Below are 24,770 nucleotides of genomic sequence, written 5' to 3' on the forward strand. Positions count from 1 at the left end.
TTGCGTCCTGTGGCCGTTCGACGGCCCGATGTTGCGTGAAGAGGCTCCCGCCGGGGTACGCGACACGGCATGTATCCAGATTCCGCCGCTCATGGACCTTATGACGACATGGACCCGGCCGCGCGTCGGGAGTTCTTCAGCGAGGCCGGCCGCCGGACCCCGCACGCCGAGGAGCCGACGATCACGCCGGCCCAGGGCAACCTGGCCGACAAGCCGATCACGCCCGACCCGACGTCGGACCACCAGTTCAGCCGTGGGGCCGAAGACCGGCACTAGGCACCAAATCCTTCTGTACGTCACCCCCGTGCCGATAAGGACCGGCGAGTTCTGACACGGGGGTGCCGTCCAGATGGCTGATGCCGTTCGGGTGTGGCTGCAGAATCGGAGGCTGCGCACCAAGCTGGCGCTGATGATCGGCGTCGGTCTGATCGGCGTCGTCCTCAGCTCCGGCATCGGCATGCTCGCCCTGCGGGACTCCGAGACGAAGGCGCACGAGTTGGAGCGTTCGGCCCAGCTCACCCGGGCCGCGCTTGAGGCCGACATGGCGCACGACGCCGTGCGCGGTGACGTCCTGCGCGCGCTGCTCGCCGCCAGCGGCACCGAGAAGAGCGAGGCGGCCAAGGATCTCGACGAGCACAGCGCGATCATGCGGGACAAGCTGACGACGCTCGCCGGGGCCGAGGCCGCTGCCGTCCGGGAGGCCGTCTCCACCGTTCGCCCCCTTGTGGAGAACTACCTGAGCATCGCCTCCGCCGTCGTCTCGGCCGCGCCCGGTGGCGGTGTGCCGGTCGCGCGGATGCCGGCGTTCGCCGACGCGTTCACGCAGGTCGAGGAGGAACTGCCGGCCGTCGGCGACGCCCTGCAGGCCCATGCCGAGCGGGTGGCCGACGGGGTGAGTGCGCAGCGGCGTTCGGCCACCCTGCGGCTGGCCCTCATCGGGCTGCTGTCGGCGGTGTTCCTCGCGCTGCTCGGCGTCGTGTTCGGGCGGGGCATCCTCGCCTCCGTGCGCACCGTCTCGGGCGTGCTGGAGGCGATGGCCGGCGGCGACCTGTCCCGTTCGGCCGCGGTGCGCCAGACCGACGAGATCGGTGCCATGGCGGGCGCGCTGAACCGGGCGGTGGGCGGTGTCCGTTCGACCGTGTCGGCGATGACGGCGTCGGCCGGCTCGGTGGCCGACAACGCCGAACGGGTCGCCCGCTCGTCGCACAGCATCGCGGCCTCGGCGGGCGAGGTGACCCAGCGCGCCGAGGCGGCCGCCGACGCGGCGGAGCGGATCCGCAACAACATCGCCACGACGGCCACCGGCAGCGAGGAGATGGCGGCCTCGATCAACGAGATCGCCCGCAGCGCCAGCGAGGCGGCCCGCGTCGTCGGCGCCGCCGTCGAGCAGGCCAACCGCACCAACACCCTGATGTCCGATCTGGGCACGGCGTCCAGCGAGATCGGCAACGTGGTCAAAATGATCACGTCGATCGCCGAGCAGACCAACCTCCTGGCCCTGAACGCCACCATCGAGGCCGCCCGGGCCGGCGACGCCGGTAAGGGGTTCGCCGTGGTGGCCGGCGAGGTGAAGGATCTGGCGCAGGCGACCTCCCGGGCGACGGACGACATCACCGACCGGGTCTCCGCGATCCAGGCGGGAACGTCCTCAGCGATGTCCGCCATCGGCGAGATCACCGAGGTCATCGAGCAGATCAACGAGTTCCAGACGCTGATCAGCGCCGCTGTCGAGGAGCAGTCGGCGACGACCAGCGAGATGCGGCGCAACGTCGGCGAGGTGGCCGACCGCAGCGGCGAGATCATCGACACGGTCGCCGGGATCACGGCGGCGGCCGGCACGACCTCCCGCGACGCCGGCAGCTCCCTGGAGGCGATCACCTCCCTGGCCGGAACGGCGCGCGAACTCCGCGAACTGGTGTCGCGCTTCCGCTCGTAGCTCCTGTCGGCGGGGACGACCGGTTACGTATGCACCTCCCCAGCGCCTTTTGACGTGCTTCCGTAACCGGTCGTCGAGAGGTTGCGCCACTTCCACCAGCCGCGTAGCCAGTGCGCCACCGCCAGGGGCGGGATCGCGGCGCTGGTCACGAGCATCGCCGACACCTCCGCAGGGGTGCGCGGGCCGGGGGAAATACGCCGCCACGCGAACTCGGCCGTCCCGAGCAGCCAGCCGAGACCCGCGGACGCGGCGACGCGGCGGTGCCCGGTCAGCAGACCCGCCAGCGCCAGCGCACCGGCCGCGGTCACGAACGCGTGCCGGCGCCGGCGGCCGGGCGGGATCTCGAGGCGTTCGCGCCAGGCGGGGCCGTACAGGCGGCGCAGCAGCGCGTCGTCGGCGTTACCCCGCTGGGTACCGATGCTGACCAGCGGCGACTCGGGCCGGACCGGATGGGAGATCCGGCGGGTGCCCACCCGCAGCGCGCCGCCGGCCGAACGCAGCCGCGCGGCCAGGTCCGCGTCCTCCCGGTACGCGCGCGGGAACCGTTCGTCGAACCCGCCGACGGCCTCCAGCGCGGCCCGCCGCACGGCCAGGTCGGCGGTGATCCACTTGGCGGTGGCGAGGCCGGCGGTCGAACGTTCCCAGTCGGTCGGCCGCCGGTCGGCCGGCAGCGGCACCTCGACCAGCCCCTGGACGGCCACGGCGCTCGTGCCGGCCAGGTCGACGCGCAGGTCGTGCAGCCAGGTCGGCGAGGGCACCACGTCGTCGTCGAGGAACGCCACCCACTCCCCCGTGGCGGCCCGCCAGCCGACGTTGCGCGCGGCGGCCGGCCCCCGCCCGGGACCGGCGATCACCCGCGCCACCGCGCGCAGCGGCTCCGGCAGCACCACGCCGCCGGCCCGGTCGTGCACGATGATCAGCTCATCGGGCGGCGCTGCGTGCGGCCCGCCGGATGCCGCCCCGCGAGGCTCACCGGAGGAGGCGAGCGCGCGCAGCAACGTCTCCAGCGACGGCCGGCCGACCGTGGGGACGACGACCGAGATCACCGCGACAGGTCCCCCCGCCGCACCGCGAACGGCCCGATCGCCAGCAGGTCCACCGGCCCCGACCCGAACAGCTCCAGCGCGTCGAACGGCGTGTCCACCATCGGCCGCCCGGCGGTGTTGAGCGAGGTGTTGACCACGACCGGCAGCCCGGTGCGCCGTTCGAACTCGGTCAGCAGCTCGCCGACGAGTGTGCCGTCCGGGACGGTCTGCACCCGCGCGGTCCCGTCGACGTGCACCACGGCCGGGATCCGGTCCCGCCACCCGGGCGCCACCTGGTGCGTGAAGAGCATGTAGGGGCTCGGCAGCGTTCCCGAGAAGATGCCGGCGGCCCGCGACTCCAGCACCATCGGCGCGATCGGCCGGAACTGCTCCCGCCCCTTGACGTTGTTCATGCGCTCGGTGTTGTGCGCGTGTCCGGGATGGGCCAGCAGCGACCGGTGCCCGAGCGCCCGCGGCCCGTACTCCGCCCGCCCCTGGAACCACGCCACCACCCCGTCGTCGGCGAGCACCGACGCCGCTTCCGAGGCGATCGACGCGGGTCGGGTGTAGCGCAGGCCGGCGCGCCGCAGTTCGGCCTCGATCTCCTCGTCGGTGAACCCGCGCCCCAGGTCGGCCCCGGGGAACGGCACGTGCCGCCCGGCCACGTACAGCGCCGCGCCGAGGGCCGTCCCCGCGTCGCCGGCCGCCGGCTGCACCCACACGTTGTCGAACGGCCCCTCCGCCGCCAGCCGCGCGTTGGCGACGCAGTTCAGCGCGGTGCCGCCGGCCAGCGTGATGGAGCTCGGACCGCCGGCCGCCTCGTGCAGCCAGCCGGCCAGCGCGAGGATCATCTCCTCCAGCCGCTTCTGCACGCTGGAGGCGAGGTCGGCGTGCGCGTCGGTGAGGTCGCCGCCCGGCTCGACCGGCTTGGTGAGGGTGGTCCAGTCGATGCGTTCGACGTGGAAGCCGCCGTTGCCGGTGGGGCGCACGAGGTCGCGCAGTTCGCCGAGGAAGCGCGGGGTGCCGTAGGAGGCGAGCGCCATCACCTTGTACTCGTCGGACGAGCGCAGGAAGCCGAGGTGCTGGGTCAGGTCCTCATAGAGCAGGCCGAGCGAGTGCGGGAGTTCCTGGGCGTAGAGGGGCTCCAGGCGTCCGTCGCGGTAGCTGCCCGCGAGGTGGCTCGCCGATTCGCCCCGTCCATCCAGCACGAGAACGGCGGAAGCCCGCTCGGGCGCCACGAAGGCGGCACTCGCCGCGTGCGCCATGTGGTGCGGCACGAACCGCACGATCGCCGGGTCCAGCCCGGGCAGCGCCGACGCCAGGAAACCGGGTGCCTTGCGCGCGTACTCCTGGCGCAGCCAGTCCCACGGGTCGGAGAGGCCCAGTTCGTCCGCCGGGCGGCACAGCGCCGGGTCGAACGAGTACGCCACCGCGTCGAGGTCCCCCGGTTCCAGGCCGGCCTGCCGCAGACACCACGCGGCGGACAGCTCGGGCAGTTCCCACGCGGAGAACGGCACCGGCCGCTTGCCGTGCTTGCGACGGCTGAAGCGTTCCTCCTCCGCGGCGGCGACGATCTCGCCGTTGACGACCAGAGCCGCCGCCGGGTCATGGAAGATGGCGTTGATCCCGAGTACCCGCATGACCGGCCTGCCTACCCGAAGGGGGCCGTGTGTAACGCAGAAGTGCGGGGTATGAGCGACAGGTCAGGACGAAGTCGTCGAGGGGAAACGCGATGCCTGCACCGGAAGACGAGCAGCCACTGGTCCAGACCTTGAAGCGGGTGGCCTACCACCTCAAGGAGGCCGGGATCCCGTTCGCCCTGGCCGGCAGCTTCGCGGTCTACGCGCGCGGCGGCGAGGCCGTCGACCACGACATCGACTTCCTCATCAAGGAGGAAGACGCCGAACGGGTGCTGACCACGCTCGTCGAGGCCGGCTTCCGCGGCGAGGTGCCGCCCGAGGGCTGGCTGGTGAAGGTGTGGGAGGAGGACCGGCTGATCGACCTCATCTTCAAGCCGGTGCAGCGCCCGGTCACCGACGAGACGCTCGCCGACACCGAGATCCTTTCCGTGAACGCCGTCCACATGCCGGTGCTCTCCCCCACCGAGCTGATGATCCACAAGGTGCTCACGTGGTCGCCGCACTACTGCGACTTCGGCCGCGGGCTCCCGATGGCGCGTTCGCTGCGGGAGCAGATCGACTGGGCGCGCGTGCACCGGGAGACGGCGCATTCGCCGTTCGCGTACGCGTTCCTCGTGCTGCTGGACCGGATGGGCGTGATCGATCTGACCGACCTCTCCGAGGGGCCGATCGGTGGCCGCAAGCGTGCGCAGTTGAAGGAGGTCGTGGGGTGAACGAATACACCGAGGGCGAGGTGCAGCAGCTGCTGACCGAGGACCCTCGCACCGCCGAACAGGGCATCCGCGTGGTGCGCACCGACGACGGCGTGGTGCTCGTCGGTGAGGTCGAGAGTCCGGAGCGCTGCGCGCAGATCGAGTCGGTGCTGCACGAGGCGTTCCCGGGGCTGAAGGTCCGGTGCGACCTCGGCGTCACCCGGGTCGGGGTCCCCCAGGAGGTGGAGCAAATATGAGTTCAGGTGTTCGGGTGGCGGCCGTCGGCGACGTGCACGTCGACCGGGATGTCGTCGGGCGTTACCGCCCCGCCCTGGAGGAACTCGGCGACAAGGCCGACGTCCTGCTCCTCGCCGGCGACCTGACCCGGCACGGGACGGCCGACGAGGCGCACTGTGTCGCGGAGGAGTTCGGCAACCTGGCCGTGCCCGTGGTGGCGGTGCTCGGCAACCACGACTACCACTCCGACGAGGTCCATCTCGTCACGAAGATCCTGGAGGACGGCGGCATCACCGTCCTGGAACAGTCCTCGACCGTGCTGGACGTGCGCGGCACCCGGCTCGGGATCGCCGGCGCGAAGGGCTTCGGCGGCGGCTTCGCCGGCAAGTGCGCCAGCGAGTTCGGTGAGCCGGAGACGAAGGCGTTCATCCATCACACGCGGGACGTCTCGAACGGCCTCGCCGCCGCGCTGCAGGCCGTGGAGTGCGACGTGCGGGTGGCGCTCATGCACTACTCGCCGGTCCCGGACACGCTCGTCGGCGAACCGCTGGAGATCTACCCGTTCCTCGGCTCGTATCTGCTGGCCCAGGCGGTCGACTCGGCCCCGACGGCGCTCGCGGTCCACGGACACGCCCACGCCGGTACCGAACGCGGTGCCACGCCCGGCGGCGTCAAGGTCCGCAACGTCGCGCACCCCGTCATCAAGCAGGCGTACAACGTCTACGAGCTGACCCCCTGACGAACGGCAATATCATTGCGCGGTGTCCACGGATGCCGCGCAGTGGTATGCCAGCCTTCCGACGTTCCTCGCGTCGTCGGCGGCCCTCATCACCGACCCCGCCGGGGCGGTCCTTCTCGTCAAGCCCAACTACCGTCCGCATTGGGGGGTCCCCGGCGGTGTGCTGGAGGCCGACGAGTCCCCGCACGCGGGCTGTGTCCGCGAGTGCGCCGAGGAACTCGGGCTGACCCTGGCGGTCGGCGGCCTGCTCGTCATCGACTGGTTCCCGCCCACCCCGGAACGGCGGGGCTGGTTCGGGTTCGTCTTCGACGGCGGCGTGCTGCCCGACGGCGACGGCATCGTGCTGCAGGCGGCGGAGCTCGACGGGTTCGCGTTCGTGCCGCCGGCGGAGCTGGGCTCCTACCTGCCCCCGCACATCGAACGGCGGATGCGCGGCGCGCTGGACGCCCGGGAGGCCGGTGCGCCCGCGTACCTGCACGCGGGTCACCCGGCGCCCTAGTCGGCCAGCAGGTCGCGCACCGCGCGTTCGGGGTCGGCGGCCGGGTCCACCGTCGTGCCGGAGTTGTACAGGTCGACCACCCGGGGGTCCACATAGGACGCCTTCGCCACGGTGGGCGTGTTGCCGAGGTACTCGGCCACCTCGCGCATGGTCGCCGCGATCGCCTTGCGCTTGGCGGTCTTCGTGCGTTCGGGGCGGCCCGCCAGACTCGTCGCGGCGAGCACGGTGGCGTGCCAGGTTCGGAAGTCCTTGGCGCTGATCTCGCAGCCGCCGCTGTGCTCCTTGAGGTACTCGTTGATGTCGGCGCTGCGAACGTCGTGCCACTGCCGGCCGGTGCGGTAGGCCAGCAGTTCGGGGCCGTCGTTGTCGCGCTTCAACAGTCCTTTGAGGACCTTCGCGACGTCGGCGTCGGTGAGCCGCTGGACGCGTTCGATGTTCCCCTTGGCGGGATAGTGGAACTCCATCGCCGCGCCGCGCACGTTCACGTGTTCCCGCAGCAGCGTGGCCAGTCCGTAGGTGGCCGCACCGGAGGGATCGTCGGCGGCCGCGTACGCCTCGCCGCCGATGCGGAACACGCCGATGTCGAGCAGCCGCACGGCCGCGGCGAGCACCCGTTCCCGCCCGAAGCCCGTCCCGGACAGGTCGGACTCGACGTGCTTGCGCAGGTCCGGCAGGCGTTCGGCGACGGCGAGCACGTGGTCGAACTTCGCCGCGTCCCGCTTGGTGCGCCACACGTCGTGGTACCGGTACTGGCGCCGGCCGGCCGCGTCGGTGCCGGTCGCCTGGATGTGCCCGCGCGGGTCGGGACAGATCCACACGTCCTTCCACGCCGGCGGGATGACCAGCGCCCGGATGCGCTGCAACTCGTCGGGGTCGGTGAGCGGCCTGCCGTTCGCGTCGACGTAGCCGAACCCCTTGCCGCGCCGGCGCCGGCCGTAGCCGGGGCCGGACGGGTCAGCCCGCCGCAGCCGCATGTCCCACCGCCTCCCGTGCCGCGTCCAGCACCTCGTCGACCGTGATCGTGTCGAGCCCGCCCGGGCCGTGCCACAGCGTCCGGTGCCACGGGCGTTCCGGCGGCGGGCCCCAGCGCGCCGGGTCCATCGGTCCGAAGAGGACGACCGACGGGGCGCGGTAGGCGGTGGCCAGGTGCGCGACGCCGGTGTCCCCGCAGACCACGAGCGCCGCGCGCCGGACCAGCGCCGCGAGCTGTCCCACGTCGGTGCGGCCGGCGAGGACCGCGTCCGGGGGCAGGCCGGCGCCGAGGGCCACGGCGAACGCGCGTTCCCGCTCGTCCGGGCCGCCGGTCAGCAGCACCCGGTGGCCGTCGTCGCTGAGCGCGCGGGCCACGGCGGCGAAGCGTTCGACCGGCCAGCACCGGTCCGTGCTGCTGGCGCCGGGGTGCACGACGACGTGCTCGCCCGCCGACGTGCCGAGGTCGAGGTCCGCCGGGTCGGCCGGGATGCCGTACGCCCGCAGCATCCGGCACCAGCGCGGTACCTCGTGCTCCGTCGGCCCACCGTCCGTCCACTGTGGACCCTTCAGGTCGAACCCGAGCAGCCGGCCGGGGCGCAGTGCGCGCAGCACGTCGTGGCTCTGCGGGCCGCGGCCGTGCAGGTTGACCGCCACGTCAACCGGCCCGTCCCAGTCCACTGTGGACGGCGGTTCGCGCACGTACGCGGCGGTCGGCAGGTGCCGGTCGACGCCGCCGATCGCCGACACCAGCGGCGCCAGCGCGGGCGGCGTGGCCAGGACGAGCGCGTGCCCGGGAAAGGCCCGGCGCACCGCGCGCACCGCCGGCACGCCGGTCAGCAGGTCACCCAGCCCGAGCGCGCGCAGGACCAGCACGACCGGCTGCGTCACGGGTAGGACGTCTCCCGTTCCGCGCAGACCACCATCTCGCGCACCGCGCAGCCGGGCGGCTGGGTGAGCGCGAACAGCACCGTCTGCGCCACGTTCGCCGGGTCGTTGAGGATCGCGTCCGGCCCGGGCCTGTAGCGCTCCTCGCGGCTGTCGAAGAACGCCGTGCTCATCCCGCCGGGGATCAGCAGCGTCACGCCGACCTCGCCCGCCAGTTCGGCCGCCAGCGCGCGGGTGAACCCGACGACGCCGAACTTCGCCGCGCAGTACGCCGTGGCGTCGCTGACCGCCTTGACGCCGAGCGTGGAGGCCACCGTCACCACCGTTCCGTGCGAACGGCGCAGGTGCGGCACGGCGGCACGCACGACCGCCGCGGTGCCGAGCAGGTTGACGGCCAGGATCCGTTCCCACTCCGGGCCGGGAACGTCCTCCAGCCGGCCCGGCACGTCGATGCCGGCGGCGGTGACCACGCCGTCGAGCGTGCCGACCTGTTCGGCGATCGCCCGGGTCGCCTCCTCGGCGGCGCGGCTGTCGGCGAGATCCACGGCGACGTACGGAACATCGTCGGCCGGCGGCTTCAGGTCCAGCACGAGCGGCGACCCGCCCGCCTCGCTCACGGCGGCCACGACGGCGGCACCCAGCCCGCTCGCCCCTCCCGTGACCAGAACCGTTCCGGGACTACGCATTCAGATCCTCCTTGAGGAATGAGCCTTCGGCCACGTAATCGGTGGCCGCGTCGACCGCCGCCCGGACGGCGTCCACAGTGGACTTGCCGAGCGCGAGAGCCGACACGGCCTCGGCCGCGAACCGGTCACCGGCACCGCACGGGTCGCCGGTGGCGGCGTACGGCGCGGGAATCGTCTCGGCGGAATCCAGATCGGAGCCGGCGAGCACGGCACCCTCCGCGCCGAGCGTGACGGCGACGGCCTGCGCGTCCCACGCGAGCCGCAGCCGTTCCGCCGTGTGCCCGCCGTTCCGCGACCCGTCCCCGTCGTCGGTGGAGGCGGCGGGCAGGAAGTGCGCGGCCTCGGCGCGGTTCGGGGTCACCAGCGCGGCACCCGGCACCGGCGCCGGCCCCTTGGGATGCGGATCCCACACCAGCGGTACCCGCCCGGCGCACCCGGCCAGCAGCGGCCGCAGCGCCGGATGCGCGGCGACGCCCCGCCCGTAGTCGCTGACCAGGATGGCGGCCGCCGACTCCAGCGCCGCGCGGGCCGCCCCCGGAACGTTCCCGAGCCGGCCGCCGCTCTCGCCGCGGTCGAGCCGCAGCAGCAGCTGCTCCCCCGCGCGCAGGCGCACCTTCTCCACGGTCGACCCGTCGTAGGGAATCGGCGCCACGCGTACCCCCGCGTCGGTCAGCAGCGCCCGCAGCGTCCGGCCGCCGGCGTCCGGAGCGAGCCCGCACACCAGCACCACCTCGTCGAAGCGACCCGTCCCGACCGCGAACAGCGCCGCCAGTCCGGCACCGCCGGGCCGGTCGTGCGTGCCGCGTTCGACCAGAACCGGAACCGGCGCCTCGGGGCAGAGCCGGTCGGCCGTGCCCACGATCTCCCGGTCCAGCAACAGGTCCCCGACGACGACCAGCGTCCTCATCGCGCCGGTGCCAGTGCCGCGTCGATCTGCGCACACAGCAGGTGCACCGAGACCAGATGCAGTTCCTGAACGGTGGCCGAATCGGCCGGCACCGCGAGCACGTCGTCGCAGCGCATCGCGAGCGGGTTCGGCAGCGCGCCGGTGAGCGCCCAGCTCGTGACGCCGCGCTCGCGGGCCGTTTCGGCGGCGCACAGCAGATTGGGACTGCGACCGCTCGTCGACAGCAGGATCAGCACGTCGCCGGGGCGGCCGTGGGCCTCCACCTGGCGGGCGAAGACCCGTTCGTAGCCGTAGTCGTTGCCGATCGCGGTGACGCTGGACGACTCGGCCGACAGCGCGATCGCCGACAGCGCCATCCGGTCGTCGCGCATCTTGCCGACGAGTTCGGACGTCAGGTGCTGCGCCTCGGCGGCACTGCCCCCGTTGCCGGCCACCAGCAGCCGACCGCCGCCGACCAGGACCCGGGCGAGGTGCTCGCCCCACCGGACGAGCCGGGGCGTCTCGGCACGCATCAGTTCGACCGCCTCGGCGTGCCGGTCCAGGTGCGCCTCGACGGCCGAGCGGCGCCAGACCGCGTCGAGCGCGATCTGCTTCGCCAGTTCCGTCTCCGGCTCGTTCGACAGGATCGTCATCCGGGAACCTCCGTGAGCGTGTCGGTCTCCAGCCCGGCGACCGACGCGTAGACCCGCCCGACGTCGAGCGCGGCGCGGTCCCAGGTGTAGCGGGAACGGACCCGGTCGACGGCCGCGCTCGCGAAGCTCATCCGCCGCACCTCGTCCTGCAGCACGGAACGCAGCGCCACGGCGAGCGCCCGCACGTCACGGGGCGGCACGTGCAGGCCGGTGACGCCGTCGATGACGCTCTCGGCGAGCCCGCCGACGGCGTAGGTCACGACCGGCACCCCGCACGCCATCGCCTCCAACGGCGTCAGCCCGAACGGCTCGTACCACGGCGGGCAGCACACGACGTCGGCCGAGCGGTACCAGGCCGGCATGTCCGCGCTCGGCACGGATCCCAGCAGTACCAGGCGGTCCCCGACGCCGGCCTTGGCGGCGACGGCGCGCAGCCGCTGCGCCTCCGGGTCGCCGTCCAGCTTCTCGGCGGGCGGGCCGCCGGCGATGACGAGTTCGGTGTCGGGAACGCGGCGCAGTGCCCGGATGAGGTCGTCGTAGCCCTTGCGCTCGACGAGCCGGCCGACGCTGAGCACGCGGCGCAGCCCCTCCCGGCGCGGCATCGTCGGCCCGGCCGGGCTGAACGTCTCGGTGTCCACACCGGACGGTGCGACCACGATGTTGTTGCGGGCGATGCCCATCCGGGCCAGTTCGTCGACCTCGTCGGCGCACTGGGCGATGACCCGGTCGGCGAGCCGGCCGAGGGTGCGCTCGAGGCCGACCCGCCCCTCCGGGCTGGTGTCCTTGGCGCCCTGGTACCGCCGCTTCACCGTGCCCAGCGCGTGGAACGTCACCACGACCGGAACCCGCGCGCCGGCCGTCGCGGTGAGGGCCGCGAGGCCGCTCATCCAGAAGTGCGCGTGCACCACGTCGGGCCGGAAATCGCCGTCGCTCCAACGCTTCTCGAGCCATCGCCCGAAGTCACCCATGAACGGCAGGAGGTCGTCCTTCGGCAGGACGCGGGGCGGCCCGGCCGGCACGTGCTCGACCACGACACCCGGCGCGAAGTCCACTTCGGACGGTGCGGTCCGGTCCTCGCGTCTGGTGTACACGCGCACCTCGTGCCCGCGGGCGGCGACGGCGCGGGCCAGTTCGGCCACGTGTGTGTTCTGGCCGCCGGCGTCCACACCGCCCAACGTCGCGAGCGGGCTGGCATGTTCGGACACCATTGCGATCCTCACGAGATCACCTCCTTCAGCAGGGCGTCCCAGTCGGACAGGAAGCGCGCGAGCCCGTAGCGGCGCAGGGCCGCCTCCCGGGCGACGGCACCGCACCTGCGGGCCGCCTCGTCGTCGCGCATCAGCCATCGGGTCGCGTCGAGCAGTTCGTCGGGGTCCGTCGAGATCGCGCCGGCTTCGGGCGGGACCGCGCGGACCGCTTCGGTCGTGGCCAGCACGACCACCGGCATTCCGATCGTCATCGCCTCCAACAGGGAAAGCCCCAGTGATGTCCATCGATGCGGGTGGAGGTAGAGGCGGCGCCGGGCCATCTCGCGGTGCAGATCCGCCTGGGGCGGGTCCTCGTGCGCCGCGATGCGATCCGACGCCAGTTCGGCTACCCCCATGCCGAACAGGTCAAGCGGCGCCGCGTCTGTGAAAGCTGCCAGGAGGTCGGTGCCGGTGACCCGGCCGCGGCGCACGGGTTCGTTGATGGCGACGGCGATCCGGGACAGCTCGCCGGTCCAGCGCACACCCGGATCGGGGATGCCGTGCTCGATGACCGTCGTGCGGGTGCCGCCGGCGTCCCAGAAGAGCCGGTTGAAGTGGGTCACGTGCACCAGCGTCACGTCGTCCCGGTCGGCCATCGGGTGGCGACTCAGCGGAACGGCGCCGTCCTTGGGCGTGTTGTGCTCGACGTACACCACGGGCACGCGGCGCCCGCCGAGCCAGCGGCGCATCAGCTCGTACTCGTGCGGCCGCTGCAGCACCGCCACGTCGACGTCCATGGTGGACAGTCGCTCGGGCGTCACCTCGACGGCGTTCTCCGGCCAGGGGTACGTGCGGGCGCGGCCGAGGCCGTCCGCGTCCCGCTCGGCGTTGACCGGCACCAGGTACGTGTGTCCACCGTGGACGAACGCGGTCGCCCAGGCGCCGTGCACGTGCCAGAACAGGATGTTCATCGGCCGACCTCGGCCACCGCCGCAACGACCGCCTGGGAGTCCACTGTGGACAGGCATGGGTGGCCCGGGACCGGGCACGCCGTCGCCCGTGTGCTCCGGCAAGCGGCGGACTGATCGCCCAGGCGCGCGGTCGGCACCCCGAACGGCCGCCACCGCTGCCACGGCACCGTCGGCGCGAACAGGCTCACCACCGGCGTACCGACCGCGGCGGCGAGATGGGCCGGGCCGGTGTTGGCCACCACGACGGCGTCCGCGTGGCGCAGCACACCGGCCAGTTCGGCCAGTCCGGTGCGCCCGCCGAGATCCTCGCCACCCGCCTCCGCCACGAACGCCGTCAGCGCCTTCTCGTCCGGCCCGCCGGTGACCAGGACCTGACGGCCGGCGGCGACGAGGGCCGCGACGTGCGCACGCATCCGTTCGGGCGGGCAGGCGCGGGCCGGCACACTCGCGCCGGGGTGCACCACCACGTACGACGCCGGCAGCGGCACCGCGGGCTCGGGCAGGTCCGGCCGCAGCCGCAGCCGTCCGTCGTCCCACGCCGGCAGCGGGAAACCCGCGTCCGCGGCCAACCCCAGCGCACGCTCCGCCTCGGGAACGTCGTCGTCGCGGGTCACCCGCACGTCCAGCAGCGCACCCGGATAGTCCGTCGAGTGCGCCGACACGCGCGGCACGCCGGCCATGCGCAGCAGCAGCGCCAGCGGCAGCGCGGACTGGTGGAACGACGTGAACACGACCGCCTCGTCGAACCCGCCGGCGGCCACCAGGTCGACCACGCGCGCCACGTCGGAGCGGTCGACGACGCCGTCCGGATCGATCCACGGCACCCGCCACTCGAACAGGTCGTCGACGCCCGGCAGCAGTTCGGCGGCGGCCCGCCCGCGGGGACCGCACATCAGCGTGACGTGCGAGGCGTGTTCGGCCACCGCACGGATCGCCGGCCCCGTGACGATGACGTCGCCGGTGGCGTCCGTGCGGGCCACCAGAACGCGCCCACGGGGGACGGGGTGGGGCTGCTGAAGGCGTTCGACCGAAAGAGCGGAAGGAAGGTCGGGGGCGACGATCGGGGCGGCGTCGACCTCGGCGGGCAACGTGGCCGCTGTCGGGACCAGAACGGGCGCGGCACCGGCCGCGAGGGCCGCCTCCACGTCCGCACCGATGTCGCCGACCAGCACACAGTCGCGGGGCGCCACGCCGAGCCGGCGCGCGGCCTCCAGCACCATGCCGGGCCGCGGCTTGCGGCACGCGCAGCGGTCCTCCGCGGCGTGCGGGCACCACACCCAGGCGTCGAACGGCCCCAGCAGCTCCTCGACCCGCGCGTTGACCGCCTCGACCTGCCGCGGCGTGATCAGCCCGCGCGCGACACCCGACTGGTTGCTGACCACGGCGAGCTTGAGTCCCGCGGCGCGCAGCCGGTCCAGCGCCTCGCGCGCACCCGGCACCGGCCGGACCAGAGCGGGATCCCCGTTGTACGGAACGTCGTGCACAAGCGTGCCGTCCCGATCGAGGAGTACCGCTCCGAACCGCAGTGCCTGCCGCACGCACGCCTCCTCCGGGTGAACTGCTCGGGACCACACCGGTACCCGCACGCCTGCGTGGCGGCGGGTCCGATGCCGGCCCGACTACCCGGGAGAAGTGCCCGTAAACAAAAGTCGCTGATCATGCCCCGCCGAGTGAATTAGGGCACCTGACCTGCGGTTATGCGGCACCCACGAGCCGACGCGGACGGTTTCCGTTGATCACCCGCAGCTCGTCGCCGATCAGGTCCGGGCGGGTGTCGCGCACGCAGGCGTTGGCCCCCGCGTCGAGCAGCGCGACCACGTCGGAGGCCGGCGCCGCCGCGTCCATCAGCACCAGGATCGGGGTGGCCGGGTACTCCGCCCGGGTGCGCCGCACCCGTTCACTGCTCGGCCGCACCAGCACGATGGCATCGGCGAACCCCCTGCGGCTGACCCGCCACGAATGCGGCAGGGTCGCCGCGAGCTCCGCGGAAACGAGATCGTCGCCGCCCTGCACCGTCACGTTCCTCGTCATGGGATCTATTACCGCAACCGAAGCTGAATGCTTCCTTAGACCTCGCTGTCAGGACTCTGCGGGTTCTGTGGAGATCTCGTGGGGAGGCTGGAACAGCGGCAGCCGCACCATGAACCGCGCCCCCTCGCCCGGCGCCGTGTCCAGCCACACCTCGCCGCCGTGCGCCTCCACCAGGGCCTGCACGATCGACAGGCCCAGGCCGCTGCCGCCCAGCGTGCGGGTGCGGGCGGGGTCGGTGCGGAAGAAGCGTTCGAAGACCCGGGCGGCGTCCTGCGGCGCGAGGCCGGGACCGGTGTCCGCGACGACAAGCATCGCCGAACCGCCGGCCGTGTCCACGGTGACCGTCACCTCCGTGCCCGCCGGCGTGTGCCGCACGGCGTTGCTCACCAGGTTGCCGACGACCTGGCGCAGCCGCGACTCGTCACCGAGCACGAGCGGCGGTTCCTCGGCGAGCGCCCGCAGCTCCACCCGGTGATCGGTGACCGTCGCCGACGTGTCGTGCACCGCCTCGGCCGCCAGCGACAGCAGGTCCACCGGCGCCATCTCCAGCGGCCGCTGCTGGTCCAGCCGGGCGAGCAGCAGCAGGTCGTCGACGAGCACGCCCATGCGGGTCGCGTTGTGCTCGATGCGGCCGATGATGTGCGCCGGGTCGCCGCCGCCCTGCCGGTACAGCTCGGCGAAGCCGCGGATGGCGGTGAGCGGGGTGCGCAGTTCGTGGCTGGCGTCCGCGGCGAAGCGCCGCATCCGCGCCTCCGACTTGCGTGCCTCGTACTCGCTCGCCGCGCGGGCGCTGAAGGCCATCTCGATCTGGGAGACCATGTAGTTGAACGCCGCTGAGAGCCGGCCGACCTCGGTATCGGGATGTGCCGGTGGGGCGCGCCGGGTCAGGTCGCCGGCGGCGATCGCCTGTGCCGCCCGTTCGACCAGCGTCAGCCGGCGCAGCATCGTGTGCACCACCAGGTAACCGATCACCGCCAGCGCCGCCAGCACCAACCCGTCCACGGCGAACAGCGTGTTGGTCAGCTGCGGCATCGTGTCGTCGACGTCCTCCTGCGTCAGCGCCACGATGATCACCAGGTCCGGCCCGGCGACGGTCATCAGCACCCGCCAGCGGAAGCCCCTGCCGTCCTCGGGACGCACCGTGATCGGCTGACCCGCCAGCTTCTCGGCGTACGCCAGGGTGCGGGCCTTGGTGTCCGGCTCGCCCTGGTTCTCCTCGTTGTTGGGCGGGTCGATGTTGGTGTTGAGCACATTGCCCGCGGCGTCGCCTATCCAGAGGAACGCGCTCGTCGTGCCACGCGTCACCGGAATCGGGATGGTCGCCGGGGTGCGCGAGCTGTAGCTGTTGTTCTGCTGCTGCTTCCTGATCGTCTCGGCCACCTGGTTGGTGGTGGTCGACAGCTGGGCGTCGAGGCGGGAGATCAGGTAGCCGCGCAGGACGTACGTGGCCGTCGCGCCGCTGGCGCCGAGTGCGATCGTGACCAGCAGGAGCAGCGCCGCCACCAGCGTCACCCGCAGCGGCACCCGGTCCTGGAGGGCGCGCAGGGTGCGGATCATGTGCGCGGCTGGCGCATCACGTAGCCGACGCCGCGCAGCGTGTGGATGAGACGCGGCTGGGTCGTGTCGATCTTCTTGCGCAGGTACGACACGTACGACTCCACCACCCCTCCGTCCCCGCCGAAGTCGTAGCGCCATACGTGGTCGAGGATCTGCGCCTTGGACAGGACGCGGCCGGCGTTCTCCATCAGGTAGCGCAGCAGCTTGAACTCCGTCGGCGACAGCGGCACCGAACGACCCCCCTTCCACACCTCGTGCGTGTCGGCGTCCAGTTCGACGTCGGCGAACGAGATGCGGGCCCCCTTGGCCTCGCCGCCCGTGCGCTCCTCGACGCGGCGCAGCACCGCCTGGATCCGCGCGATCACCTCGGCCAGGCTGAACGGCTTCGTCACGTAGTCGTCGCCGCCGAGCGTGAGCCCGTGGATCTTGTCCTCGGTGGCGTCGCGCGCGGTCAGGAAGAGCACCGGCGTCCGGCCCCCGTCCCCCCGCAACCGCCGCACCACCTCGAACCCGTCGAGGTCCGGCATCATCACGTCGAGCACGATGAGATCCGGCCGGAACCGGCGCGCCTCGGTCAGCGCCTGCCGCCCGCTGGTCGCCCCGGCGACCTCGAAGCCGGCGTAGCGCAGACTGGCCGACAGCAGCTCCACGATGTCCGGCTCGTCGTCGACCACGAGCAGCCGTCGCGTGGTGCCGGTGGTGGTGTCGGTCATCGTCGTGCCCCTTCAGCCCTGGTTACCTCTTTAATATGCCGGCCCGGTAGCCAGCTTCGCTGCGAGCCGCCTGGGAACTTCCTGTGAGAAACCCGCGAGGTAGGTCACAGGAGACTCCCAGCTAGGCCCCAGGGCGTTCCCATTCTGGCTTGGCACCTTGAGTGGCATGACAGATCGCGAGTACGCCCGGTCGGACCGCCAGCAACCCCACTGGCCGGCTGCCGCGACCCCGCAGACGGCACCGGCCAACGCGCCGCGCACCGCCGACGACCGGCAGAGCCCCGGGTTCCCGCCGCTCACGCAACAGCGCACGGCAGCGGACGCCCCGAACGACCGCGACGCGATGCCGGCGTGGCCGGACACCGCCGCGTCGGAGCAGCGGTCGGTGGATCCGGTGGCGCCGCCGGCGCGGTTCCCGGCGTTGGCCGGCACCGCTGCCGCCGCCTTCAACCCTTCTGTCCACTCCTCTTCGGGCTCCGGGGTGTCGCTGTCGACCTCGGATACGTCTTTGCCGCCTTCGGGGGCTCGGCCGGCCGGCGCCGGGGCGCAGGCTTCGGGCGGGTCTTCCGCCGGGCACACCGCGTCCTTCTCCGGCCCCGGCAGCGAGCGGTCGCCCTGGGCGGCGCCCGCGCAGTCGTCGGGCTATCCGGCCCCGGCACCCGGCGGCTCCGGTGGGACGGGTGGCCCGGCCGGCTCGGGCGGGCCCGGCGGGGGCTCCTCCTCGGGCGGCTTCGGCTCGTCGACCACGACGTTCGGCCCGTCGCCGACGAGCTACGTGCCGAGCCGTCCGGGCGGCACAGCGAGCTTCCCGGCCGTCGCGCCGCAGCCCGCGACCGGCGCCGTCCCGACGACGTCGGTCCCCTACGCCCGTCCGCCGTACGGCTCCCCCTACGGCGCTCCGTACGGCGGTGCCGCGGCGCCGTTCACGCCGTACCAGCCGGCACAGCGCCCCAGCGGGATGGGCAAGCGGCTCGGCATCGCCGCCGGTCTTCTGGCGCTCACGCTCACCAGCGCCGTCGCGGGTGGCGTCGCCGCCGTCGAGTTCACCTCCGACTCCCCGGCCGTGACGGCGAACCGCGGTTCGACCAGCGTCACGCCGATCGGCTCGATGGCCGACGTCGTCTCCAAGGTCTCCCCGAGCGTCGTCTCCATCAACGTGACGCTGCGCAACGGCGGCGGCACCGGATCCGGCTCGGTCATGGACAAAAATGGCAACATCATGACCAACGCGCACGTGGTCAACGGCGCCACCCGCATCACCGTGCACTTCTCCGACGGCCGCGAACTGCCCGCCACCCTCGTCGGCGCCGACACCACCCAGGACGTCGCCGTCGTCAAGGTGTCCGACACGTCGAACCTGACCCCGGCAGAATTCGGCAAGGACAGCAGCGTGCGGGTCGGCGACCCGGTGCTGGCGTTCGGCAGCCCGCTCGGCCTCGACGGCAGCGTCTCCGCTGGCATCGTCTCCGCGGTCAACCGCCAGGTCGAGGGCCGCAACTCAAACCTCGACGGCATGCTCCAGACCGACGCGGCGATCAACCCCGGCAACTCCGGCGGCCCGCTCGTCAACGCCGCCGGCCAGGTCATCGGCATGAACACCGCCATCGCCACCACCGGCGAGTCCAACGGCAACATCGGTCTCGGGTTCGCGATCCCGATGGACCGGGCCCAGGACGTCGCCAAGAAGATCATCACTGGGTGAGGGGTAGCGGGTCGGTCGGCCGCGAACGTAGGGGACACGGGAGCGGCCGACCGACCCGACAACACACCAGAGCATGACCCTCCGGGAGGAACGCCCGGGCGCACGGCAGCGTCGCCGGACCGCGCCCGGGCGTTCCGCATGTCCGTCTTTACGGGTGCGCGGTGTCGCGTCGAGGTAAGGGGTGGGGCACGGGGAGTGGTTAGGGCAGAATGTCTGCGGCGTTCCTGCACGACGGGGGCGTTTGGGGGCGGTAGCTCAGCAGGTTAGAGCAGGGGACTCATAATCCCTCGGTCGCGGGTTCGAGCCCCGCCCGCCCCACGCGGCAGCTTGATCTATGACCTACGGATCAAGCTGCTCGATCGTCATACCGATGTCGCTGAGGATGCCCCGCAGCGTGCCCTTGGCAACGTCCCGATTGCCATGAACAGGCACCGTTGTACCGCGTCCATCCGGATGCCGCATGATGTGATGACTTCCCGCGACCCGTGCGACCTTGAACCCGTGCCGTTCGAGTGCGCGAACCACGCGTCCGCCTGGCACAGAGGGAACCGGCGGCACTATGCGGCCACGGTGATCGAAAGCTCTCGCGGAACACCGAACTCCTCGATGAGCGCGGTCAGCGCCTCCCGGAGATCTTCGAGGGCGGCCTCTTCAGTGTCGCCCTCACCGTGCGCGCCCACGCCTGGTCGAAGCTGCGCATGGGCGCACCAGACGCCGTCCTCGTCAAGCTCGACCACCACCGGCACCGTAACGACACGAGACTCCGCCACGCCGTCACCATAGCGCGAGGCGGAATCCTAGCGCGCAGCGTTTGCCAGGCGAGACTCATCGACAACAGCCGTACGAGATCACCGCACAAGGTCTCGCGGCAGCGCCGGCCAGACCACCATTACGGCGCGATTCGCACAGCGCAACGTCCACCCCACCGAGTTTGCCTGGGGGCGACCCCCAGACCCCACGTTCCGGCGGTCGCCCTCCGCCGGTCGGTCACGGCTCGGCGGTCGCCAGCCGTCCGGATCCCAGCGACGAACTGCTCGATCGTGGCCATGCGTTCCGCCGGTGTCCGCGGCTACGACCTGGAGCGAATGACCGCGACGGGTCAAGAGGTTGGCGTCGGAGTACGCCGACCGCCCGGCGCCAGGCGTATGGGGACTTCGATCGACGCGCCGAAATGGAACGGTCACGTCGATCCGGCCGACCTCCGCCGCACCGTGCGGAGGGTGCGACGTCAGCGCCTGGTGCCCACGGAACCGAGGCGCCGACAGCAGAACAGCGCCAGGGCAATCCCCACAACCAGCGGCCCAGTGAAGGCAACCGTTCCATGTTCGCGCCACCCGCACGCTTGACCGTTCAAATGCGAGCTCCAGGCGCGGTGGTGCGGGACTCGCGTGGCCACCTGGTTCCACCCGGCATGAGGAACTCCGAACGGGCGATATCCGTCACCGTGGCGACTCTCGTCGAAGACGGACGTTCGACGTCAGGTCTGCGGCTGGATGGTGGCCATGGCCCGGTCGACGGCGTCGTCGAAGGGGCCTTCGGGACCGGAGGCCAGCCAGGAGTGGTGCGCTGCGATGAGGCACCCGAACGCCGCAGCCGTGAGCGCGCGCGGCGTGGGGTCATCGGCGGCGTAGGGACGCCGGGCCGCAACCGCCCTTTCCTGCAGGACGGCGACGACGGAGTCCTGGGCGCGTTGCAGCTTCTCGAGGTACGCGGCCAGGAGTGTGGGCGTGTCGAAGACCAGCCGGACGATGGCCGCGGCGTATTCCGGGTGGTAGGGAACGCCGAAGACGTCGAAGGTGCGGCGCAGTGACGTCCATACGGGTTCGTCGGCCGGGCGTGCGCGCAGAGCGTCGAGCATGTCGGCGACGACCAGGTCGACCTTGCCGATGAGGATTTCGTCCTTGGTGGCGAAGTAGCGGTACACGGTGCGCTGGGACATGCCCGCGGCCGCCGCGATGCCCTCGGTCGTGGTGGCGTCGTATCCATGTTCGACGAAAAGCCCGAGCGCGACCTCGGCGATCTCCCGCTGTACGGCGCGGCGGCTGCGTTCGCGCACCGTGGGCTGCTGGTCGCTCATGACGCCCCCGATCCTAGCTCCCGATTTATGGGTTGCCCTACTTGACAGCCATTGACATAAACGTCGTAGACTGTCAGATGTGTCTAAGATCATCGTGATCACCGGTGCCTGTGACGGAATCGGCGCGCCGGCGTCCGTCAGTTGCACCGACACGGGCATCGGGTCGTCGTCGGTCGTTCGTCGGCAAGACGCGGGCCGTCGCGGACGAAATCGGCGCCGAACACGTCATTGCCCGATTTCGCTCGTCGGGATGACGCACGGCACGCCGGGCACGGATTGGTAGCCCGGCGCCTACTGCGAGAAGCACCGGCCCGCCCGGCGCCACAATCCCCAAGCGCTGGACGTCGACCCGCCCCCGAACCGCGACGCTGCCGGCTCAGTGGTCCGCTGACGGCACATCCGATCCGAAGGAGTAAGGCATGAGCGACCACACCGATTTCATCAAGGAGTACTCCGCGTTCATCGAGTCCACGATGCTCGATGAGCCGGCCTTTGTCGCCGGGATCTCGCGCTACATCACCGACAGCTCAGTCCTGATCGAACCGGACAGCATCTTCGGCCGGCTCACCGGATTCGACGGCTGGAAACAGTGGCGCAAGGCCGCGGCGGACATGGCGCTCCGCACCGGCGTCGAATTCGTCACCAGCGGATCCCAGTTCTTCGAGAACGGCGACACGGTGCTGCACTACTACGAGATCCAGTTCGGCCCCCGCGAAGGCCACCCGGACGGCTGGCAGACCTCGATCATCGAGCGGTACGACCTCGCCGACGGAAGAATCGCGAAACTCTCCGCCTATTACGCAGACACGGTTGCGTTTCTGGCCTACTTCGCCTGACATGTGGCGGGGCTCGCCGGCGTAGTAGCGACGGTCCGCGGCGCGGCCGAGCCGGTCGGTGCGTACGAGGGTGCCGTCGCCCGCCGCCGAAGATGGGCCGTGCCGTGCCGCACACAGCCCATCTCGAAATCGTCAGCCGGCCCCGGCGTTCATTGCTGAGCCTGGAGCACCGCCACGGCCACCCCTGTCGTCCGTCAGGCGCCGGTGCACGACACGCCGCCGGGCGCCGTGTTGGTGCTGGCGTTGACGAGGAATCCGAAGGTGGTCGAAGCGTTCGGCGCCAGGGAGCCGTTGTACGAGGCGTTGCGGACGCCGACCGTACCGCTGGTGCCGGTGTTGATGCCGTTCCAGATGTTGGCCAGGGTCTGACCGCTGGCCAGCGTCATCTGCGCGGTCCAGCCGCCGAGCGGGGCGGAGCCGGTGTTGGTCACGGTGACCTCGCCCTGGAAGCCGCCGCCCCAGCTGTTGACCATGCGGAACGCCGCGGCGCAGCCCGGTTGCCCCGTGACGGGTGGCGAACTCGACGGCGCGCTCGGTGAGGCGCTGGCCGAATGGCTCGGCGAGGCGCTGCCCGGGGTGCTCGGCGGCGTACTGCTGCCCGGAACCATGGTGGTGGCGGCGTTGAGAGCGTTGAGGACGGACGAGTACGCGGCCTTGGGACTGCTGTTGCGGTCGAAGAGCAGCGGGTTTTCGTTGCCGCGCCAGGAGTCGCTGTCGCGGATGCCCCACGTCGTGATGCCGATACAGCGTGGAACGTTCATACAGGCCCGGGTCAGACCCTGGTACTGACTGGTGGAGGCGTTGGTGACGTCGGCCTCGGTCAGCGCCACGTCCACGCCGAGGGCGGCGAAGCTCGACAGCGTCTGCTCGAAGTTGCCCGGAAGCGAGCTACCACCGGTGAAGTGGGTCTGCAGGCCGACGCAATCGATCGGGACCCCACGGGCCTTGAAGTCCCTGATCATGTTGTAGACGCCCTGCGTCTTCGCGTATGTCCAGTTTTCGATGTTGTAGTCGTTGTAACACAGCTTCACGCCCGGGTCGGCGGCCCGCGCGGTCCTGAAGGCGACCTCGATCCAGTCGTTACCGGTGGACTGCAGGTTCGAGGAGCGTCGACTGCCGTTCTCGGCGAAGGCCTCGTTGACCACGTCCCAGGCGGCGAGCTTGCCCCGGTAATGGGCCATGACTCCGTTGATGTGATTGATCATCGCGGTGCGCAGGCTGCTACCACTGAGGCTGCCCCAGAATCTCGGCTGCTGTGCGTGCCAGGCCAAGGTGTGTCCGCGGACCCGCATGCCGTGCTGAACCGCCCAGTTGTAGATCGCATCGCCGGCCCGGAAGTCGAACTGACCTTGGTTGGGCTCGGTCGCGTCGGGCTTCATCTCATTGACGGCCGTCATCATGTCGAACTCACGGTTCGCGATCGCGAGGAATCCGGAGTCGCTGAGCCGGTCGCCGCCCATGGCCGCGCCGAAGTACCGACCACTCCGCTCGGCGGCGGCTTTCAAGGTGGTACCGGGCGGATCAGTGAGATCGGCATAGGCGAATGTCGCTGCCGCCACCGAGGAAGCGATTATCAGCAGGGCACAGATGCCGCCGAGAAGCAGTCGGACACCACCACTATTCCGGCGTCTTGAGTTCGCGGAAGTGTCGTTCATCTGGGCGCCTCCTCTATTTCCTGCCCGTCATCCGACGCACGCGGAACCGCATTGATTCGCGCCGGACGCCATTCCACAGCCGCACGTCAAGGCCGAGCCGATCCGGCTCGCACGATGCCTACGGCCATCGGAAACGGTGCAGCGACACAGAGTTCATAGCATTCTGTTTGACTTCCGTCTATCGAACTGCCAACGGTGAACGAGCGGCAGCCGGTGCGGATCATCCGAGCGGCGTCCCCGCCGGGCCGAGGGAGCCGCCACATGCTCCAGCGCAGGCCGGTTTCGCCGGCGACACGCGCGGCGGGAATCCGCGTCAGCCACCTCAGCCCTGCCCGCCGCGATCCTGATGAACGATTTCAGAGCCGGCGAGCGGCTTACCCACCACGAAGCTGATCGCGCTGCGGCCGGCCACGTCCCTCGCGTACATGGCCGGCCGCTCGACGCGTTGTCCCGCCCCGTCAGCCGAACAGCGCCCCGGGAATATCGGCGTAGAACAGGGCCGGATCGCGGGACAGCGAGGCCTTCACGTTGGCGGTGGGAGGGTCGGCGATGACTTCCAGCTTGCCCGCTTCCAGCCCGTCCAGAGCCGTGGCGATCACCTCGCGGGGCGGGAGCTTGGGAATGTCGTACGCGGCCATCATGTCGGTGTCGGCGATAGCCAACGCCAGGGCGGTGACCTGGGTCTTCTGGTCGGCCAGTTCGAGTCTGATGCCGTTGGTGAGGGACCAGGCCGCGGCCTTGGAGGCGGCGTAGCCGTTGCTACTGGGGGCGAAGGCGTACCAGCTCAACGCCGAGATGACGTTGAGGATGGCGCCGCCGGCAAGGCGCGGGGCGAAGGCGCGTGTGACGTTCAGCGTGCCCCAGAAGTTGGTCTCGAACTCGCGGCGGATGTTCTCCGTGGAGGCGCCGAGCAGCGGCGCGTCGGTGGAGATGCCGGCGTTGTTGACGAGGATGTCGAGGTCGCCCACCTCGGCGGCCGCGGCGTCGATCGACGCCTGGTCGGTGATGTCCAGGTGGAGGGCGACGACGCCGGGGATGTCGATGTTCTCGGGGCGGCGGGCGGTGGCGTAGACGGTGCTGGCACCGCGGGCGAGGAGCCCCTCGGCGAACGCCTTGCCGAGGCCGCGGTTGGCGCCGGTTACGAGGGCTTTTGTGCCGTTGATCTGCATGCCGCAACCGTAAAACCTGACG

26 protein-coding genes and 1 tRNA gene are annotated in these 24,770 nt (G+C 71.6%); 9 read left to right on the forward strand and 18 right to left on the reverse strand.

Translation table 11 applies throughout. The annotated features are described in order from the left end of the window. Positions 1–108 precede the first annotated feature (108 nt). Together Val02_RS19590 and Val02_RS19595 are read left to right on the forward strand one after the other, a co-directional pair. A complete protein-coding gene (locus tag Val02_RS19590; protein ID WP_203900562.1) occupies positions 109–276 on the forward strand; it encodes a hypothetical protein in 168 nt (55 codons plus the stop codon). Between the two features lie 73 nt (positions 277–349). Beyond that, positions 350–1,936, forward strand: coding sequence for a methyl-accepting chemotaxis protein (locus tag Val02_RS19595; protein ID WP_203900563.1), 1,587 nt, complete (start codon positions 350–352; stop codon positions 1,934–1,936). A 23-nt stretch (positions 1,937–1,959) separates the two neighbouring features. Here the strand turns inward: Val02_RS19595 and Val02_RS19600 are convergent, their stop codons facing one another. Together Val02_RS19600 and Val02_RS19605 are read right to left on the reverse strand one after the other, a co-directional pair. Next, positions 1,960–2,982: a glycosyltransferase family 2 protein gene (locus tag Val02_RS19600; protein ID WP_203900564.1), complete on the reverse strand. Its 1,023-nt coding sequence runs from the start codon at positions 2,980–2,982 to the stop codon at positions 1,960–1,962. Next, on the reverse strand, positions 2,979–4,601 hold the full coding sequence (locus Val02_RS19605; RefSeq protein ID WP_203900565.1) for a carbamoyltransferase family protein: 1,623 nt from the start codon (positions 4,599–4,601) through the stop codon (positions 2,979–2,981). The genes Val02_RS19600 and Val02_RS19605 overlap by 4 nt, the downstream gene beginning before the upstream one ends. Before the next feature lie 92 nt (positions 4,602–4,693). Between Val02_RS19605 and Val02_RS19610 the strand changes: the two genes are divergently transcribed. The 4 genes from Val02_RS19610 to Val02_RS19625 are packed head-to-tail and all read left to right on the forward strand — an operon-like array spanning position 4,694 to position 6,768. Beyond that, entirely contained in the window at positions 4,694–5,314 is a 621-nt protein-coding gene (locus tag Val02_RS19610) for a nucleotidyltransferase family protein (RefSeq protein WP_203900566.1), read from the forward strand. Further along, positions 5,311–5,550, forward strand: coding sequence for a hypothetical protein (locus Val02_RS19615; RefSeq protein ID WP_203900567.1), 240 nt, complete (start codon positions 5,311–5,313; stop codon positions 5,548–5,550). The genes Val02_RS19610 and Val02_RS19615 overlap by 4 nt, the downstream gene beginning before the upstream one ends. Next, positions 5,547–6,269: a metallophosphoesterase family protein gene (locus Val02_RS19620; RefSeq protein ID WP_203900568.1), complete on the forward strand. Its 723-nt coding sequence runs from the start codon at positions 5,547–5,549 to the stop codon at positions 6,267–6,269. The genes Val02_RS19615 and Val02_RS19620 overlap by 4 nt, the downstream gene beginning before the upstream one ends. 22 nt (positions 6,270–6,291) lie before the next feature. Next, positions 6,292–6,768 (forward strand): NUDIX domain-containing protein, encoded by a 477-nt coding sequence (locus Val02_RS19625; protein WP_203900569.1) that lies wholly within the window; start codon positions 6,292–6,294, stop codon positions 6,766–6,768. Here the strand turns inward: Val02_RS19625 and Val02_RS19630 are convergent. The 11 genes from Val02_RS19630 to Val02_RS19680 all read right to left on the reverse strand — a co-directional run bounded on the left by Val02_RS19630 (position 6,765) and on the right by Val02_RS19680 (position 17,309). Continuing rightward, the gene (locus tag Val02_RS19630; RefSeq protein ID WP_203900570.1) at positions 6,765–7,742 is read right to left on the reverse strand and encodes a DNA topoisomerase IB; all 978 of its coding nucleotides are present in this window, start codon (positions 7,740–7,742) and stop codon (positions 6,765–6,767) included. The two genes, Val02_RS19625 and Val02_RS19630, sit on opposite strands and share 4 nt — an antisense overlap. Then, positions 7,723–8,628 carry a glycosyltransferase family 9 protein gene (locus tag Val02_RS19635; RefSeq protein ID WP_203900571.1) on the reverse strand — a complete coding sequence of 302 codons (906 nt, stop codon included), beginning with the start codon at positions 8,626–8,628 and terminating at the stop codon, positions 7,723–7,725. The genes Val02_RS19630 and Val02_RS19635 overlap by 20 nt, the downstream gene beginning before the upstream one ends. Then, positions 8,625–9,311 (reverse strand): SDR family oxidoreductase, encoded by a 687-nt coding sequence (locus Val02_RS19640; protein WP_203900572.1) that lies wholly within the window; start codon positions 9,309–9,311, stop codon positions 8,625–8,627. The genes Val02_RS19635 and Val02_RS19640 overlap by 4 nt, the downstream gene beginning before the upstream one ends. Next, positions 9,304–10,218, reverse strand: a complete 915-nt coding sequence (locus tag Val02_RS19645) for a bifunctional heptose 7-phosphate kinase/heptose 1-phosphate adenyltransferase (RefSeq protein ID WP_203900573.1) — start codon at positions 10,216–10,218, stop codon at positions 9,304–9,306. Before Val02_RS19645 ends, Val02_RS19640 begins: the two co-directional genes overlap by 8 nt. Beyond that, a complete protein-coding gene (locus Val02_RS19650; protein ID WP_203900656.1) occupies positions 10,215–10,730 on the reverse strand; it encodes a D-sedoheptulose-7-phosphate isomerase in 516 nt (171 codons plus the stop codon). Before Val02_RS19650 ends, Val02_RS19645 begins: the two co-directional genes overlap by 4 nt. A 116-nt stretch (positions 10,731–10,846) precedes the next feature. Then, positions 10,847–12,070: a glycosyltransferase gene (locus tag Val02_RS19655; protein WP_203900574.1), complete on the reverse strand. Its 1,224-nt coding sequence runs from the start codon at positions 12,068–12,070 to the stop codon at positions 10,847–10,849. Further along, positions 12,067–13,008, reverse strand: coding sequence for a glycosyltransferase (locus Val02_RS19660; RefSeq protein WP_203900575.1), 942 nt, complete (start codon positions 13,006–13,008; stop codon positions 12,067–12,069). The genes Val02_RS19655 and Val02_RS19660 overlap by 4 nt, the downstream gene beginning before the upstream one ends. Beyond that, on the reverse strand, positions 13,005–14,546 hold the full coding sequence (locus Val02_RS19665) for an HAD-IIIA family hydrolase (RefSeq protein ID WP_239153186.1): 1,542 nt from the start codon (positions 14,544–14,546) through the stop codon (positions 13,005–13,007). The genes Val02_RS19660 and Val02_RS19665 overlap by 4 nt, the downstream gene beginning before the upstream one ends. Positions 14,547–14,703: 157 nt before the next feature. Continuing rightward, positions 14,704–15,039, reverse strand: coding sequence for a hypothetical protein (locus Val02_RS19670; protein WP_203900576.1), 336 nt, complete (start codon positions 15,037–15,039; stop codon positions 14,704–14,706). Between the two features lie 48 nt (positions 15,040–15,087). Beyond that, positions 15,088–16,596, reverse strand: a complete 1,509-nt coding sequence (locus Val02_RS19675) for a sensor histidine kinase (RefSeq protein ID WP_203900577.1) — start codon at positions 16,594–16,596, stop codon at positions 15,088–15,090. Next, the gene (locus Val02_RS19680) at positions 16,593–17,309 is read right to left on the reverse strand and encodes a response regulator transcription factor (protein ID WP_203900578.1); all 717 of its coding nucleotides are present in this window, start codon (positions 17,307–17,309) and stop codon (positions 16,593–16,595) included. Before Val02_RS19680 ends, Val02_RS19675 begins: the two co-directional genes overlap by 4 nt. 166 nt (positions 17,310–17,475) lie before the next feature. Here Val02_RS19680 and Val02_RS19685 point away from each other — a divergent pair, with 166 nt between their 5' ends. Beyond that, positions 17,476–19,011 carry a S1C family serine protease gene (locus Val02_RS19685; protein ID WP_203900579.1) on the forward strand — a complete coding sequence of 512 codons (1,536 nt, stop codon included), beginning with the start codon at positions 17,476–17,478 and terminating at the stop codon, positions 19,009–19,011. A 244-nt stretch (positions 19,012–19,255) separates the two neighbouring features. Then, positions 19,256–19,329: transfer RNA gene (locus tag Val02_RS19690), tRNA-Ile, on the forward strand. A gap of 21 nt (positions 19,330–19,350) precedes the next feature. Here Val02_RS19690 and Val02_RS19695 read toward each other — a convergent pair. From Val02_RS19695 to Val02_RS19705, 3 genes are all read right to left on the reverse strand, one after another. Then, positions 19,351–19,536 (reverse strand): type II toxin-antitoxin system HicA family toxin, encoded by a 186-nt coding sequence (locus Val02_RS19695; protein ID WP_239153187.1) that lies wholly within the window; start codon positions 19,534–19,536, stop codon positions 19,351–19,353. A 32-nt stretch (positions 19,537–19,568) separates the two neighbouring features. After that, positions 19,569–19,781: a hypothetical protein gene (locus Val02_RS19700; RefSeq protein ID WP_203900581.1), complete on the reverse strand. Its 213-nt coding sequence runs from the start codon at positions 19,779–19,781 to the stop codon at positions 19,569–19,571. A 707-nt stretch (positions 19,782–20,488) separates the two neighbouring features. Next, positions 20,489–21,088 (reverse strand): TetR/AcrR family transcriptional regulator, encoded by a 600-nt coding sequence (locus Val02_RS19705; RefSeq protein WP_203900582.1) that lies wholly within the window; start codon positions 21,086–21,088, stop codon positions 20,489–20,491. 419 nt (positions 21,089–21,507) lie between these two features. On the opposite strand from Val02_RS19705, the gene Val02_RS19710 reads away from it, so the two are divergent. Continuing rightward, positions 21,508–21,924 (forward strand): hypothetical protein, encoded by a 417-nt coding sequence (locus Val02_RS19710; protein ID WP_203900583.1) that lies wholly within the window; start codon positions 21,508–21,510, stop codon positions 21,922–21,924. A gap of 194 nt (positions 21,925–22,118) precedes the next feature. Here Val02_RS19710 and Val02_RS19715 read toward each other — a convergent pair whose 3' ends face one another. After that, positions 22,119–23,579, reverse strand: a complete 1,461-nt coding sequence (locus tag Val02_RS19715) for an endo-1,4-beta-xylanase (RefSeq protein ID WP_203900584.1) — start codon at positions 23,577–23,579, stop codon at positions 22,119–22,121. A 458-nt stretch (positions 23,580–24,037) separates the two neighbouring features. Further along, positions 24,038–24,748 (reverse strand): SDR family oxidoreductase, encoded by a 711-nt coding sequence (locus Val02_RS19720; RefSeq protein WP_203900585.1) that lies wholly within the window; start codon positions 24,746–24,748, stop codon positions 24,038–24,040. Between the last annotated feature and the right edge of the window lie 22 nt (positions 24,749–24,770).

Source organism: Virgisporangium aliadipatigenens, assembly GCF_016863615.1.
Classification (GTDB): domain Bacteria; phylum Actinomycetota; class Actinomycetes; order Mycobacteriales; family Micromonosporaceae; genus Virgisporangium; species Virgisporangium aliadipatigenens.